Genomic DNA, 13,313 nt, shown 5'->3' with positions numbered 1-13,313 from the left:
CTCTTCACGGCGCTCGAATCGCTGTTGCGAAGCTGCGGCGCCGAGAACATCTCCATCCGCCCGATCAACGCGCCCGACTCCGCCTACTACACCGAGCGTTCGGTGGAGATCGAGGCCCGGCGCATGCTGCTGCAAACGCTTGTAAAGTGCCTGCACCAGATCGACCAGTCGCCCTCGGAATACCGCGCCTGGAAGTTCCAGGCAAAGAAGCGATTCGATGACACCAACCTGCTGGACGTGCGTTTCCAGGTTTCGTCCTTCTGCGCAAAGGAACAGAGCTGATCCATGGCCCAGGCGATCATCACGAAGTTCAGGGAATGGAACCCCGACGAGGACGAGAAGCGTCGCCTTCGCCGTTGGGGATTCATTGGCTACTTCGCCCTGGCCACGCTTCTGTTCATCTGGATCTACATGCCCGGCGATGCCATCACCTCGGCCGTGACCACGAAGCTCAGCGGTGCCATCGGCCGTCCGGTGGAGGCCAAGTCCGTCGGGCTTGCCGGCCTCTCGGGCGTGCACTTCGAGCGCCTCTCCATTTCGACCGCCCCCGGTCACGCGATCGAGATCGACGATCAGGTGATCAAGTTCGCGCTCATCTCGACGCTTCTGGGCGAACCCAAGCTGAGCGCGCACAGCCAGGTCGAGCAGGGCTTTGCGGACTTTGAGTTCAGTGCCGGCAGCAAAGCCATCGACGCGAGCCTGAAGGCACAGGACTTCCTGCTCACCCGCATTTTCCCGCAGGAGCGTGACGACCGCCCCTGGATTCACGGCACCGCCACCGGAAGCGTCCACTACCGCACCCCCGGTGTGGAAGAGGCCACTGCCCCGCTCATTCAGCGCCGGCTGGCCGATCTCACCGATACCGAAGGGCAAGTCGATCTCGCCCTGCGCGCGGGCAAGGTTGGCGGGATCGTTGCCGGTGGTTTCCCCATTCCGGCTTTTAACTATGACTCGGCACGTCTGGTCCTCAGCGGAGCCCAGAACAAGATCAAGATCGAGACATTCGAGCTGACCGGCCCCGACATCGATGTGGAGCTCAGCGGAACCATCGACGTGGTGGCCCCCTTCGAGCGCTCGCGCCCGAATCTGCGCATTCACCTGACCACCCACGGCACTTTCAAGGCCGGCTACGACGCCATTCTCGCGACGCAGTTCAAGCGCGAACCCGACGGCGGCCTGAGCGCCTTCATCCAGGGCACCATCGGCTCGCCGCGCATCCGCGAGTAATCGTTCCGCGCTGGTCGCCACGCAGCTTCTCAGTTAGACTCTCCCCACATTCAGAACGCGGGGTCATTAAACCGGCCAGTGCGCCGGGCTGGGAGTGTCATGGCAAGACTGATCCGACAGCACGAGGGGCAGGCCCCCGTTGCAATCGAAATGAGTGGCGACCTGATCCGCATGGGTCGCGTCCCGGGCAACGACATTGAAGTCGTCGATGCGCTGGTCTCCCGCAAGCATGCCGAGCTCAAGCTGGAGAGCGGCCAGTGGGTTCTCTACGACCTCGACTCAATGAACGGCACCTTCGTCAATGGCCAGCGCATCTCCAAACAGGTGCTGCGCCCCGGTGACACGATCGGCGTGGGGGCGGATACTTTCCTCTTCGATCCCGACGGCAACATGGCCGCGCCGCAAGCGCCCGCCGGACCTCCCGCTGGCGGCCCTCGCAACACCGACAGCAGCCAGGAAATCGTCAAAAGCCTGCAGGAACTCGAAGCCGATCTTGCCTCGGTCGACAGCGCAGCGATCGGCAGCGGCGGCTATGATCGCGAGCGCCACTTCTATGTGCTCTATCAGGTTGGCCGCGTGATCAATGCATCCACCGATCTGAGCGATCTGCTCCGCTCGGTCACGCAGCTCCTGTTCGAAGCCATCAACGCCGAGCGCGCGGGCATTTTCCTGCTCGACTCCGAGGAAAAGCCCGAGCTCAAGATCAGTCACTTCCGCGACCCCAATGCCAAGGAAGAACTGCAGGTCAGCCGGACCATTCTCAACAAGGTGATCGGCGAGAAAGTCGGCATTCTGACTTCCGATGCCAAGTACGACCCGCGTTTTGAGGCCGGGCAGTCCATTGCCGCCTTCAATATCCGCTCCGCCCTGTGCGTGCCCCTGTGGGATCGCAACCGGGTGTGCGGCGCGATCTACATGGACAACCAGGCCGAGACCTACGCCTTCGGCGAGGCGGACATGGACCTGCTGGGCGCCATCGCCAATCAGCTCGCCATCGGTATCCTCAACGTCAGCCTGACCGAACAGCTCAAGCTCGAAGCCGTGCGCCGCTCCAATCTCGAGATGTATCACTCCCCCGACGTGGTGGAGATGCTCATGCAACAGTCCGAAGAAAACGAGCGCAGTGCCCTGGGCGTGCGCGAGGCCGAAGCCACGATTCTCTTCAGCGACATCTGCGGCTTTACGAGCATGAGCACACGTTTTAGCGCCTCCGACATCGCCTTCATCCTCAACGGCTACTTCGAGGAAATGACCCGCGTGATTTTTCGCCACAAGGGATCGGTCAACAAGTTCATCGGCGATGCGATCATGGCCATCTATGGCGCGCCGGTGCAGCACCAGAACGATGCCGCCCTTGCCGTGCAGAGCGCCATCGAGCAGATCCAGGCGCTGCAGGATTACCTCACCAAGCTCGATGAATCGAAGCACTTCAAGATCCGCATCGGCATCAATACCGGCCCCGTCGTTGTGGGGAACATCGGTTCCTCGACGCGCCTTGAGTACACCGTGCTCGGCGATACGGTGAACACCGCGCAGCGCCTGGAGAGCGTAGCGCCCCAGAACGGGCTGCTCATCGGCGAGCGCACCAAGCAGCTCGTCGAGGGCCTGTTCAAGACCAAGGACGTGGGGCTGCTCAAACTCAAGGGCAAGGACCCCACCCGCGCCTACGAAGTGCTTTTCTGAACAATCACGCCAATAAAAAAGGCCTCCCAAAGGGAGGCCTTTTTCGTTCACCAATATCGAATCATTGCGGCGCCGGCGGCGCGGCGGGCTGATCGCCGCCCTGCATCGGGCCTGCCTGCGCGGCCTGGGCCTGCTGTTCCAGGAACTGGCTGACCGGGTCCCAACCATCAATGAGCGGGTCGTTGATGGCCACGTTCATCTTCGTGACGATGTCGCCGACCTTCGTATCGATCGCACCTTCCATGATGCGGCGACGCGCCATGGCGCGCGCCACGCCCTCGTCGTATTCCGTGTGCGGGTTGCTGAGCGCCTTGATCAGATGGAAACCGAACATCGTGCGCACCGGCTGGCTGACTTCGCCCTCCTTGAGCGCGAAGGCCGCCTCCGCCATCGGGCGAACGAGCTCGCCCTTGCCCACTTCACCGACCTTGCCGCCCTCGGGCGCCGTGTTGGGATCCTCGGAATTCTCCTTTGCCAGCTTGGCAAAGTCCGCGCCCTTGAGAATCTGGTCATAGAGATCCTTGATCTTTGCCTCTGCCGTCGCGACCTGCGAGCCCGATGCGTCGGCGCCAACGCGGATCATGATGTGCGCGATCTCCATGCGCGACTCTTCGTAGGCCTCGCGATTGTTCTTGATCTCTTCGTCCACGATGGGGTCAACGTCCTTGAGTTCGTCCATCGCCAGGACCTTGGCCGCAATGTGAGGCCGGATTTCCTGGAGCGAGGCTTCGACGCTCGGGCGCTTGCCGAAATCGCGGGCCTGGGCAATGCGGGCCAGGGCTTTGCGACGCAGCAGTCGCTGGAGCAGTTCTTCACGCCCCTGCGGGGTGCGCGACCAGCGCTGGTCCTCGCTGCTCAGCGCCGAGAGTTCGGTTTCCCAGTCTTCGAGCGTGATGGTGTCGCTCTCATCCTCGGTGTAGATGATCTTTGCGATCACCGGCTCGGTGAAATTCTCGGCCTTCTGCACGGTCACGCTCTTGAGAAAGGTGTCGGCAAACTGCGAAACAATGTTCCGACGATATTCTTCAATGAGCTGGTAACGCTGGCTGGGATCGTTGAACGGTTTGGGGAACTGTTCCTTGTGCTTCTTGTGGAAGTCACGCAGGTCATCCTCGGAGGCCTGGGCCTTGAACGTCTCGTCGACCAGCTCGCGCACGGCGAACATGTCGCGCGCGCGCTCGTATTCTTCCTTGAATGCCTCGGTTTCGTAAACACCCTGCTGGCGCGAGTATTCGTCCATGGCCACCCGGTTGAGATACTGCTGCAGGATGCCGCGCCGGCCCTCGGGTGAGCCAAGCTGCATGTGCACACTCTGCGGCAGCGAGGCCAGCCAGATCTTGAAGTCCTGCATGGGAACGTCGCGATCGCCCACCCGTGCGATGATGTCATCGGCAAAGGCGGTCTCCGAGGAGCGCGCCCCGGTGGGGCCGCCCTGGCGCAGGAACACCACGGCCGCAGCGGCGATGATGGCCACAATGGCAATGAGGCCGAGGATGACGCCGAAGTCGCGGCGCTCGCTCATGTCAAAGGGATGGGGTTCTTCGGAAGACTCCGGCGCGGGGGCCTCGGGTGCTGCCTGTTGGGCCTGGGGCTCGGGTGTCTCTGGGGTTTCTTCGTTTTCTTCGCTCATGGACTGTCCAATGTGGGCCGACCGGTTGCGGCGGCCAAATGCTTGAGATCAAGCAGGTTTTCAGGAGCCGCGAGGGTATCTTGGAGCCCCGGGAAAGTAAACCGGCCGCTGCGCCTGCAGAGGGCCTGCTCCGGGCCCATTCACGCAAATGAAGCGGCCCGGCTCTTTCGAGACCGGGCCAACCCACACCACCAAACGTGCCGAGTGCGAGCGACCTCTCGCTCGCCCCGGGCTTTGCCCTCAACGCGCCGCGAGTGCTCCCAATCCGATGGCGCTGCCGGCTCCAATGGAAGCGGCGCTGCTCACCGGCCCAAGCGGCGAAGTTTCCAGACCGGCCGTGCGCTCGTCGAGGATCACCCCCACGACGATGGCACCGGCCAGACGTGCCTTCTCCAGACGCGCCCCCCGCAAATCAGCCCCGCTCAGGACGGCACCGGTCAGGTCCGCCCCGCGCAGGTCGGCACCGCGGAGGTTCGCCCCGCTGAGTACCGCATACCGGAGGTTCGCGCCCTTGAGAGTCGCCCGTTCGAGATCTGCGTTCTCGAAATCGGCCAGATGAAGGTTCGAGCGAGAGAGATTGGCGAATCGCAGGTCGGCGTTCTGAAGAGTGGCCGCCCGCATGTCGCTGCGCTCGAAGTTGGCCGAGGCGAGTGTGGCACCGGAGAAATTCGCGCTCTTGAGCGACGCGTTCATGAACTTTGCTTCGGGAAGGCTCGCGCCTTCGAAGGACGCGGCAGTGAGCAGGCGGTTCTGATAGTCCGCGCCGGCGAGCTGCCGCTCGGAGAGGTCGGCGCCGAAACGACGCGCCTGCTGCGGCGCACTCGAACACGCACTGAGGATGCTTGCCACGATGATGGCTGCCAGGGTCCACTTGCCGGTTCGCTGAGTCCTTCGCATCTTCCTTGCCCTCCTGCTTCTCCTTCGAGAGATGGCAATCAAGAGAGCACAGAGGGTGCCATGCGTGGCATGAGTCACTAACTAACTGTAATTACTTGAATTTTTTGGGAAAAAGGCCAGCCCCAAGCAGTCTCAGCCTGAGAATCCTCTCAAAATGAGAAATCCGTTCCCCGGCGCGCCAAATTCCGGTTCGCAAAATGAGAAACCGGGAAAAACCGCCCGCAGACCGGTTGACGCGGCGCTCAGCCTCGGATACAAAAAGGCCCCGCGTTGCGGTCCCGGGCAGCAAATGCCCCTCCCGACGCACCCAAACACGGACCCAAAAGTTCGTGGGGGCATGGCTCAATGGTAGAGCATCTGACTCTTAATCAGCTGGTTCCAGGTTCGAGTCCTGGTGCCCCCACCAGAATCGAGAAAAGCCCGCTCAGCTGAGCGGGCTTGTTCTTTATAGCGCGAGGGCCGGATTCCGCGACGTTTATAGGAGTACGGCTTCGACCGCACGGGCTGCGCTCTGGCAGGCCCCTTCCATGGTTGTGGTCCAGTCCGTTTCGGTCCAGTCGCCGGCGATTGCCAGGCCCTTCACTGCTGTTTTCTGTTTCGGGCGCACCCCTGCCGTACCCGGGCGCTGCGCGAACGTCGACCTGGGCATTCGCACGACGTGGCTGTGAATCACTTCGGCGCCCCTGGCCGCCGGGTAGTAACGCTCCAGCGTTTTCATCTGCGTTGCGACGATTTCCTTGTTCGTGCGTTTGATCAGTTCATAGGAGGCAGAGACCGTTGTCGAGTAGAACCAGTTGTTCTCAGAAGAGCGGCCATGCATTTTCTGTCGGTCCCAGACCTGCTCGAGCACTCCCTCTCCGCCATAGAGGATTTCTCCCCAGTCCTCCATGCCGATCGACCGATCCAGATAGAGATTGACGCTGACAATGGGGACGGGAGTCAGGTGCTCAACGGCGCGATAGATCTTCTCGTGCCCGGGCACCTGGTCGAGAATGCCCTTGATGCCCCATACCGGGATCGCGCAGATCACGATGTCCGCTTGCAGTTCTTCACCATCGCCAAGGGTCACGCCCTTGAGGGCTCCGTTCTCAACATTGACGCAGCGGACGGCTGTCCGGGTGCGAACCTCCACGCCCCTTTCAGCGAACACTTTCTCCGCGCTTGAAATGAACAGCGTATCCAGATCCACGGTCGGGTAGCCGATCGAAACCGGCGTGCGCGTCTTGATGGCCTTGCGCATTCCCGTGACGAGCAGATCCGCGGGAACTTTCGCCGAAGAGATTTCCGTCTTGTCACCCGTCAGGCCGATCACGATTCCGTCCCAGAGCGCCTTGCGGGCAGAAGCCGGCATGCCAATGCGCCTGAACCATTCATCGGCAGTAATGTCATCGAGATACGATGGTTGAAAAATTGCCTGCCGGATCAGCCGCGCTTGCGCGAGCGCTGTTCTAAGCTTGTCGAGCCCGTGGACCCCCGGCAGGTCGCCGATCATCGTGCGAAGCCCATCGAGACCCGAGGTTCCGGCAGTATGCAGTTCGCCGCCTGGCATTCTGGTCGACATTTGCCCGGGGAACTCCACGTATTGGCGCGTCCCGACACTCTCAAGGTAGCGGAACAGATTCTCGTAGCCGCTGGCGAATACGTGCTGGCCGTTGTCTGGCACATCATCCACTTCCGGCTGCGGGATTGCGATGGTCCGGCCGCCCAGAGAGGCCCTGCGCTCAAGCAGGGTCACCTGATGGCCTTTTTCCGACAACCAGACGGCTGAGGCCAGGCCCGCGAGCCCTCCACCGAGAACCAGACATTTCATGTGCAACTCCCCGTCAATTCGTGCGTCGCGTGCGGGGTGGTCCCGGCCCCGATCGAGTGCCCTGCGCCACCCCTGAGCCAGATCATACCCCCAAAAATGACTCCCGTGTCACCGTAATTTCACCCCCGGGGGAAGACAATCCCCGCGGGCAAGAATTCCGGCGAGGAGGGCGCGGGAGGGCTGTTCGTGCCCGGCGACATGCATACGTATCCGCTCAACGACAACGTGCAGTTCGCCTATGTGCAGCTCGCATTGAGCGTTAACTAGCCGGCTTTGCAATAGCCCGGACGAGGGGGCGGCCGACGGCCGCCCCCTTCCTTTTTGGTTCGGCAATTGCGCCCGCTCAACGCTGCCTTCGAAATTCCTCGACCGGCAGACCGCCAATGCCCCAGTCTTCGAGTTCGACTTCATCGATCACCACAAAAGTTGTCGCGGGCGACTTGTTCAAAACACTCACCAGCACATCGGTTACGCCTGCGATCAGCGCCGCCTTCTGCTCGGCTGTTGTTCCACCCTCGCGGGTAATTTTGATGTTCACATATGGCATATCAGGTTCCTTCGGCAGTTGGCTCCAACTCGAAGTGGAAGACCTTCGCGATGATCCGCCACTGGCCATCGACTTTGATCAGGGAGAGGAAGTCATCGAAGTGTTTTCCCAGCATCGCTGAGCGCATCCGGACCAACGCGGTGTGAGATCCGGCAAAAGCGATTGACGTGAGTTCGTAGCTGTAGGCCTCGCCGCGGGTCGCGGGTGAGGCGCGCCCGGAAACGACGGGAAAGTACGCTTCGAGATTCAGTTGCAGCAGCTCCCCGCCGGAAGCCGTTGCGTAGGTCGCTCCGGGATGAAAAACCTCGGCGAGAAGCTCAACATCGCCGTGGTAGAGCCCCTCGTAGTAGCGGGCCATGACCCGGGCGACAGCGGCATACGCCGCCGCGCCCGGCTGGATATTCTCAGTGTGTTCACTCATGGCAGTTCCGCCCTCAGGCGCGCCCGGAAATGAAGCCGCCATCGACAGGCAGGATGTGCCCGGTCACAAACTGCGCGCCGATGAGGTAGCGCACCGCCTCGGTGATTTCCTGCACTTCGCCCACGCGCCTGAGCAACGCAACCGCACCGAAGGAATCCACGTCGGCATCCCCATGCAGCGGCGTGCGGATCATGCCCGGTGCCACGAGGTTCACGCGAATGTTGTCGGGTGCGAGTTCGGCCGCAAGGCTCGTCGTGAGCGCATGAATGCCGCCCTTGCTCACCAGCGGGGCCGAAGCCGGCACGCTGCCGATGGGATGATCGATCAGCACGGTGCCGATGTTGACGATGTTGCCGCCATCTCCCTGTTTCTTGAGCTGGCGCACCACCGCCTGGGTCGTCAGATAGGTGCCGCGCAGGTTTCCGTGCAGAAAGCCGTCGAGTTCTTCTTCGGTGACATCCACGAACGGCGTGACGCCGAAGCGGCCGGCATTGTTGATGAGGACGTCGACGCGACCGAAACGATCCAGGGCGGTCTGGACGAGCGCCTCGCCGGTCGCACGGTCCCCGATGTCTCCGGCGACCGACGCCACGTGATCGGGCGCGCCGAGTTCCGCGGCAACAGCGGCCAGTTTGTCGGGGTCGCGCCCGTTGAGGACAATGTTGGCACCGTCTTTGGCGAAGGTGCGGGCAATGTCGAGACCGATTCCGCTCGAGGAACCGGTGATGATGATGGTTGGGGTTTTGGACATGTGATTTCTCCTTGGGGTTGTTTATTTCTATACGACCGGTCGTATTTTAATTCGGGCAAATTTTTTTCAGGGTCTCAGGTAGTCGCCAAGCAGGCGGTCGACCACCCGGCGCAGGGGCTCCAGAGAACGCTCAATCTTCATGCGAATCACCGCGCCTTCCCATGATTCGGTGAGCAGGTCGGCCAGTTCGCCGGCGTCGACGTCCTTCCGGACGAGCCCCAGTTCCTGCCCCTCGGCCAGCGCCTTGGCCACACCATCGCGCCAGCTCTGAAAGGCAGTTGAGAGCTCTTCGCGGCAGACATCGCTGCCTTCAAGTTCCCCGCCCAGGTTGGCAATCAGGCACCCGCCCACGTAGCCGGCGGCCTTGAACTCTTTCATCAGGGACTCAAAAAATCGGCGCAGCCCGGTCACGGGATCGGGCGCTCCGGTCAGTGCCCTGTCCATCTTCCGGGCGAAGCACTCGGCATAGTGGCGGATGGCCGCGGCGGCGAACTCTTCCTTGCTCTCGAAGTAGTTGTAAAACGATCCCTTGGGCACGCTCACGCGATCCAAGACTTCCTTGAGCCCCGTTCCGTGAAAACCGTTGTGCAGAAACGCCGACACCCCCTCTTCGAGGAGGCGCTCGCGGGTCTTTTCACTGAGTCTCGGCCGTGCCATGGCTTTTGTATACGACCGGTCGGTCTTGCTTGTCAACCCCCGCCGCTCATTTTTTTTCTTCGGCGGGAATCGGGACGACCAGGACTGGAACGCTCAGGTCGGCCAGCACACAGGCTGTCGAGCTCTGGATGAACATATGCTCCTTGCCGCGGTGCCGGCGTCTTCCCATGATCACCATTGCAGGCTGCAGGCTCTCTATCTGGCGGAGAATCTCGTCCTCAACCCGCTGCCCGTGCGAGATTTCGACAATCAGTTCCGGAGACCCGCTTGCGCCGGTCGCTTCAACCGCGCGCGAGACCATCGCATCCAGGCGCTCCCGGGCTCCCGCGTGCGATTTCTCTCCGCGCACCTTCGGCAGAACGGAGAGCACCTGCAGCGGACGTTCCGATCGCACGGCCTCGGCCATGGCGTAGCGAACCAGGTCTTCGCTTCCGCTCTCAATATCCAGGCACAGCAGAATCGGCGCTTTTTCCTCAGGCGACATTCTCATCTCCCAACCCGGCCGGCTCTCCATGGAGCTCATGCCCCCAACGCCGTGCCAGCAGCGTAAACCACAACGGGATCAGCAGCGTTGAAACAGAAGATGCTGCGATCAGCGCGGTGAACAACTCAAGATCGATAAGCTTTGCGCTGTAGAGGATCTGGGCGACAACTATTTCTGTTGTCAGGCGCGCGTCGAGCCCGACGCCGGTCGTGAGCGCTTCCCGAAAGCTCATCTTCTTCATCGGCACCATGAGCAGGGTTCCGCCGATTTTCCCGGCACTTGCCGCCAGAAAGAGCAGCAGGGCCAGCAGCGGGCTTTCCGCCAGTCCGGCAAGATCGGCGCTCATTCCCACCCAGAAGAAGAAGACGATTCCCAGAAAGCCGTAGCTCATCTGGCGAAATGTCTGGATGGCCTGGTCACCCTGAATTCCGATTTTCTGAAAAGTCGGCCGCATCACGATCCCGCTCAGAATCGCCCCGAGCACCATGCCCAGTTCGGCCTGCTCGCTCAGGCCGCCGAAGAGCAACATCGTGAGCAGCGAAATCATTACCAGGCCGCGCGCATCGCGTGGAGTCCATCGGGCCAGCAGCGGCAGAATCCACCGGTAGGAAAGCACTGCGAGTGTGAGCAACCCGGCCAAACCCGCCAGAATCGGCCAGAGCTTTCCCCACAGATCGACGGCACCGGCGGCTGTCGCGTCTTCGGCAATCCAGACCGAAACGATGGCGACGAGCGCGACCTCCAGCACGTCGTCGAGCGTTCCCGCGCCGACAATGAAGCGACCGACACGCGTGCGAATCAGCCCGAATTCATCGAGAATCGGGACGATCACCGCCTCGGCCGTCGGCATCCGCGTCATACCGATCACCAGGGCAACGCCCCAGCCATAGCCCATCCCCAACATTGCGAGCACACCGAATACAAATGGAAGCCCGGTCGCAAACACCGTCAGCCAGAGAATATCCCTGCCCATTGAACGCAGCTCGACAAAATCAATTTGAACGCCGATGAAGAACAGCAGAAACAGAACGCCCAGTTGCGCAAGGAAGGTGAACATTCCGTAGAGCTCGGCAGAGAGCAGCCGCTCGCCCAGCGGGGTGTAGTGCGCCGCCATGGCGACCAGCAGCGCGGCAATGATCGCCGGAATGCGGATGCGGTGGAGCAAGCCGCCCAGGGCAACCGTCGCCAGGAACAGGATTCCCAGCTCAAGAAGGATTTCACCGATCTGTACTTCGATCATGGCTCGCGATTCCGGGCAGCCTTACTGAGCGCTGGCCGCCACCGGGGCTCTGCGCAGTGTAGCCGATCGAAGAAGGATCCGGACGTGAAAGGGTTTCAGGAGTGCCTGAGTGAGGATGCTTGCTCGCGCAGCCTGGCGCGCTGGAGTTTGCCCGTCGGCGTGCGCGGCAGCCCCTCGCAGGAGAAGAACTCCCGCGGAACCTTGTATCCGGCGAGCCGTTCGCGGCAGTGAGCCTCGAGCTGCTCCCAATCGACCGGCCCGCGCAGCACCACGGCGGCGGCAACGCGGCTGCCCCAGCGCTCATCGGGCCGTGCAAAGACGCCCGCCTCCACCACCGCAGCGTGCGATTCCAGCGCGGCTTCCACCTCGGCGGGGTAAACATTCTCTCCGCCGGAGAGAATCAGGTCGCTGCGGCGCTCGACGATCATCAGGGCGCCGCTCTCATTGCGCCTTCCCCAGTCGCCTGTGCGAAACCAGCCATCACTCGCAACCGCAGCGCTGCTCGCATCGACGTCCGAGAGATAGCCCGAGAACAGTGACGGCCCGCGCAGCCAGACTTCGCCTTCCGTGTCAGCGGGAACATCGCAACCCTGTTCATCGCGCACGCGCGTCTCCACCCCGGGAAGCGGGGGCAGGTAGAGGCGCGCAAGGTCGATTTGTGCGAATTGCGCGGGAGGGAGCGTGCAGACCTGCGAGGCCGTCTCGGTCATTCCAAAGGACGGCGCAAGTGGCAGGCCGACTTTTCGGACGCGCTCGAGCAGCGTCGGTGAGGCCCCCGCCCCGCCGAGCAAGACCGAGCGCAGCGTTGGCGGCGCCTTATTCTCTCCGCGCACGTCGAGCCAGGCCGCAAGCTGCGTGGGCACCAGGGAGAGCGCCGTGACGCCCTCTTCGTCCACCGCATGATCGAGCGCGGCGGCATCGAACTTCGGATGTAGAAGAAGCGTCGCACCGTAGAAGGCGCAGCGGTAGAGGATACTCAGCCCGGCGACGTGGTAGAGCGGCAGGCAGCAGAGCCAGCGCTCGTCGCGTTGATAGTGCAACGCTTCCTTCGCCGCGCGGGCGCTGGCGGCAATGGCCTCGAAGGAGAGCAGCGCCCCCTTGGGCACGCCGGTCGTTCCGGAGGTAAATAGAAGAAGCTGCATTCCCTTGGGCACAGAATCGAGCGGCGCGTTATCGAGCCACTCCGCCTCCCACTCACCCTCAGCAAGCGTGAGCAGCGGACAGTGCCCCACCCGCGCGAGTTGCGCGGCGCGCTCGGCATCGCTCAAACGGAGGTTAATCGGGACAAGGGTTGCGCGGAGCGCCCACAGAGCGTGCACGAGGACGACGACCTCCGGCCCTGAAGGCGCATGCACGGCGACGAAAGTGCCCTCCCCCACGTCTTGAGATTCAAGCCGCGCAATGCATTCGCGCACCCTTGCGCGCAGCTCGGCATAGCTCCAGGTCTCGTCCCCGCATTCAAAGGCGCGCTGTTCATCCGGGCAGCGCGAGAGGTCAAAGAGCGGCGCGTTCATGGGCTTCGATCTCCCGCGGGACCATGCGCCCCTCGCTTACGCAGAGCCCGTCGCTCTCACCATCGCCATCGACGAAGCCTGCCGTGTTGAGCCCGCAGGCCGGAAGCGGCGCGGGCAACAGGCAGGCCAGATCGAAGCAAGCGCGGCGCTCCGTCGCACCGGCCAGCGCCGTCGTCAGCACATAGCGTTTCCCATGGGCGCGCACGCGCTCGGTCACCTCGCGCGTGCGTGCGAAACCGCCAAGGACCGTGGGTTTGAGAATGAAATAGTCGGCCCAGTCCGCTTCGAGCGCGCGCATCACCATGGATTCATCGCGCAGGCTCTCATCGAGCGCAATGGAAACCGGCACGTCGCGAAGACGGGAGAGATCGCGCTCACTGCCGGGGGGCAGCGGCTGCTCCACGTAATCCAGATCGAAGGCGGCGAGCTCGCCGAGCTGGCGGCATGCCGCT

The 13,313-nt window shown here is 62.6% G+C and carries 14 protein-coding genes and 1 tRNA gene; 4 read left to right on the top strand and 11 right to left on the bottom strand.

Translation table 11 applies throughout. The features are described 5' to 3' along the window. The 3 genes from KDH09_18755 to KDH09_18745 all read left to right on the top strand — a co-directional run. Positions 1-282 (top strand): hypothetical protein (locus tag KDH09_18755; protein ID MCB0221744.1); only part of this gene is annotated, 282 nt, incomplete at its 5' end. 3 nt (positions 283-285) lie between these two features. Beyond that, entirely contained in the window at positions 286-1,227 is a 942-nt protein-coding gene (gene gspN, locus KDH09_18750) for a type II secretion system protein GspN (GenBank protein MCB0221743.1), read from the top strand. 99 nt (positions 1,228-1,326) lie between these two features. Then, positions 1,327-2,910 carry an FHA domain-containing protein gene (locus KDH09_18745; GenBank protein MCB0221742.1) on the top strand — a complete coding sequence of 528 codons (1,584 nt, stop codon included), beginning with the start codon at positions 1,327-1,329 and terminating at the stop codon, positions 2,908-2,910. Between the two features lie 61 nt (positions 2,911-2,971). Here the strand turns inward: KDH09_18745 and KDH09_18740 are convergent, their stop codons facing one another. Together KDH09_18740 and KDH09_18735 are read right to left on the bottom strand one after the other, a co-directional pair. Further along, a complete protein-coding gene (locus tag KDH09_18740; GenBank protein MCB0221741.1) occupies positions 2,972-4,540 on the bottom strand; it encodes a peptidylprolyl isomerase in 1,569 nt (522 codons plus the stop codon). 240 nt (positions 4,541-4,780) lie between these two features. Next, entirely contained in the window at positions 4,781-5,437 is a 657-nt protein-coding gene (locus KDH09_18735; protein MCB0221740.1) for a pentapeptide repeat-containing protein, read from the bottom strand. A gap of 331 nt (positions 5,438-5,768) precedes the next feature. Here KDH09_18735 and KDH09_18730 point away from each other — a divergent pair. Beyond that, positions 5,769-5,843 (top strand) — tRNA-Lys (locus tag KDH09_18730). A gap of 69 nt (positions 5,844-5,912) precedes the next feature. On the opposite strand, the gene KDH09_18725 is transcribed toward KDH09_18730, so the two are convergent. From KDH09_18725 to KDH09_18685, 9 genes are all read right to left on the bottom strand, one after another. After that, a complete protein-coding gene (locus tag KDH09_18725; GenBank protein ID MCB0221739.1) occupies positions 5,913-7,247 on the bottom strand; it encodes an FAD-dependent oxidoreductase in 1,335 nt (444 codons plus the stop codon). 343 nt (positions 7,248-7,590) lie between these two features. Then, complete coding sequence (locus tag KDH09_18720; GenBank protein ID MCB0221738.1) at positions 7,591-7,794, bottom strand: 4-oxalocrotonate tautomerase family protein; 204 nt, start codon at positions 7,792-7,794, stop codon at positions 7,591-7,593. Between the two features lies 1 nt (position 7,795). Beyond that, positions 7,796-8,215 (bottom strand): nuclear transport factor 2 family protein, encoded by a 420-nt coding sequence (locus tag KDH09_18715; GenBank protein ID MCB0221737.1) that lies wholly within the window; start codon positions 8,213-8,215, stop codon positions 7,796-7,798. Positions 8,216-8,228: 13 nt separating this feature from the next. Continuing rightward, positions 8,229-8,966 (bottom strand): SDR family oxidoreductase, encoded by a 738-nt coding sequence (locus tag KDH09_18710; GenBank protein ID MCB0221736.1) that lies wholly within the window; start codon positions 8,964-8,966, stop codon positions 8,229-8,231. Between the two features lie 66 nt (positions 8,967-9,032). Next, entirely contained in the window at positions 9,033-9,623 is a 591-nt protein-coding gene (locus KDH09_18705; protein MCB0221735.1) for a TetR family transcriptional regulator C-terminal domain-containing protein, read from the bottom strand. Positions 9,624-9,669: 46 nt separating this feature from the next. Further along, positions 9,670-10,107 carry a universal stress protein gene (locus KDH09_18700; protein MCB0221734.1) on the bottom strand — a complete coding sequence of 146 codons (438 nt, stop codon included), beginning with the start codon at positions 10,105-10,107 and terminating at the stop codon, positions 9,670-9,672. Beyond that, positions 10,097-11,347, bottom strand: coding sequence for a cation:proton antiporter (locus KDH09_18695; protein MCB0221733.1), 1,251 nt, complete (start codon positions 11,345-11,347; stop codon positions 10,097-10,099). Before KDH09_18695 ends, KDH09_18700 begins: the two co-directional genes overlap by 11 nt. A gap of 95 nt (positions 11,348-11,442) precedes the next feature. After that, positions 11,443-12,861, bottom strand: coding sequence for an o-succinylbenzoate--CoA ligase (gene menE / locus KDH09_18690; protein MCB0221732.1), 1,419 nt, complete (start codon positions 12,859-12,861; stop codon positions 11,443-11,445). Continuing rightward, on the bottom strand, positions 12,842-13,313 hold a 472-nt coding region (locus KDH09_18685), incomplete at its 5' end, for an o-succinylbenzoate synthase (protein ID MCB0221731.1). The genes menE and KDH09_18685, both read right to left, overlap by 20 nt.

The sequence above is a fragment of the Chrysiogenia bacterium genome (assembly GCA_020434085.1).
Taxonomy (GTDB): domain Bacteria; phylum JAGRBM01; class JAGRBM01; order JAGRBM01; family JAGRBM01; genus JAGRBM01.
This window is presented reverse-complemented; position numbering and strand designations above follow the sequence as displayed.

Coding starts and splice junctions, on each gene's coding strand:
- KDH09_18740 (MCB0221741.1), bottom strand. CDS start 4,540: ATGAGCGAAGAAAACGAAGAAACCCCAGAGACACCCGAGCCCCAGGCC.
- menE (MCB0221732.1), bottom strand. CDS start 12,861: ATGAACGCGCCGCTCTTTGACCTCTCGCGCTGCCCGGATGAACAGCGC.
- KDH09_18720 (MCB0221738.1), bottom strand. CDS start 7,794: ATGCCATATGTGAACATCAAAATTACCCGCGAGGGTGGAACAACAGCC.
- KDH09_18710 (MCB0221736.1), bottom strand. CDS start 8,966: ATGTCCAAAACCCCAACCATCATCATCACCGGTTCCTCGAGCGGAATC.
- KDH09_18745 (MCB0221742.1), top strand. CDS start 1,327: ATGGCAAGACTGATCCGACAGCACGAGGGGCAGGCCCCCGTTGCAATC.
- gspN (MCB0221743.1), top strand. CDS start 286: ATGGCCCAGGCGATCATCACGAAGTTCAGGGAATGGAACCCCGACGAG.
- KDH09_18725 (MCB0221739.1), bottom strand. CDS start 7,247: ATGAAATGTCTGGTTCTCGGTGGAGGGCTCGCGGGCCTGGCCTCAGCC.
- KDH09_18695 (MCB0221733.1), bottom strand. CDS start 11,347: ATGATCGAAGTACAGATCGGTGAAATCCTTCTTGAGCTGGGAATCCTG.
- KDH09_18700 (MCB0221734.1), bottom strand. CDS start 10,107: ATGTCGCCTGAGGAAAAAGCGCCGATTCTGCTGTGCCTGGATATTGAG.
- KDH09_18715 (MCB0221737.1), bottom strand. CDS start 8,215: ATGAGTGAACACACTGAGAATATCCAGCCGGGCGCGGCGGCGTATGCC.
- KDH09_18735 (MCB0221740.1), bottom strand. CDS start 5,437: ATGCGAAGGACTCAGCGAACCGGCAAGTGGACCCTGGCAGCCATCATC.
- KDH09_18705 (MCB0221735.1), bottom strand. CDS start 9,623: ATGGCACGGCCGAGACTCAGTGAAAAGACCCGCGAGCGCCTCCTCGAA.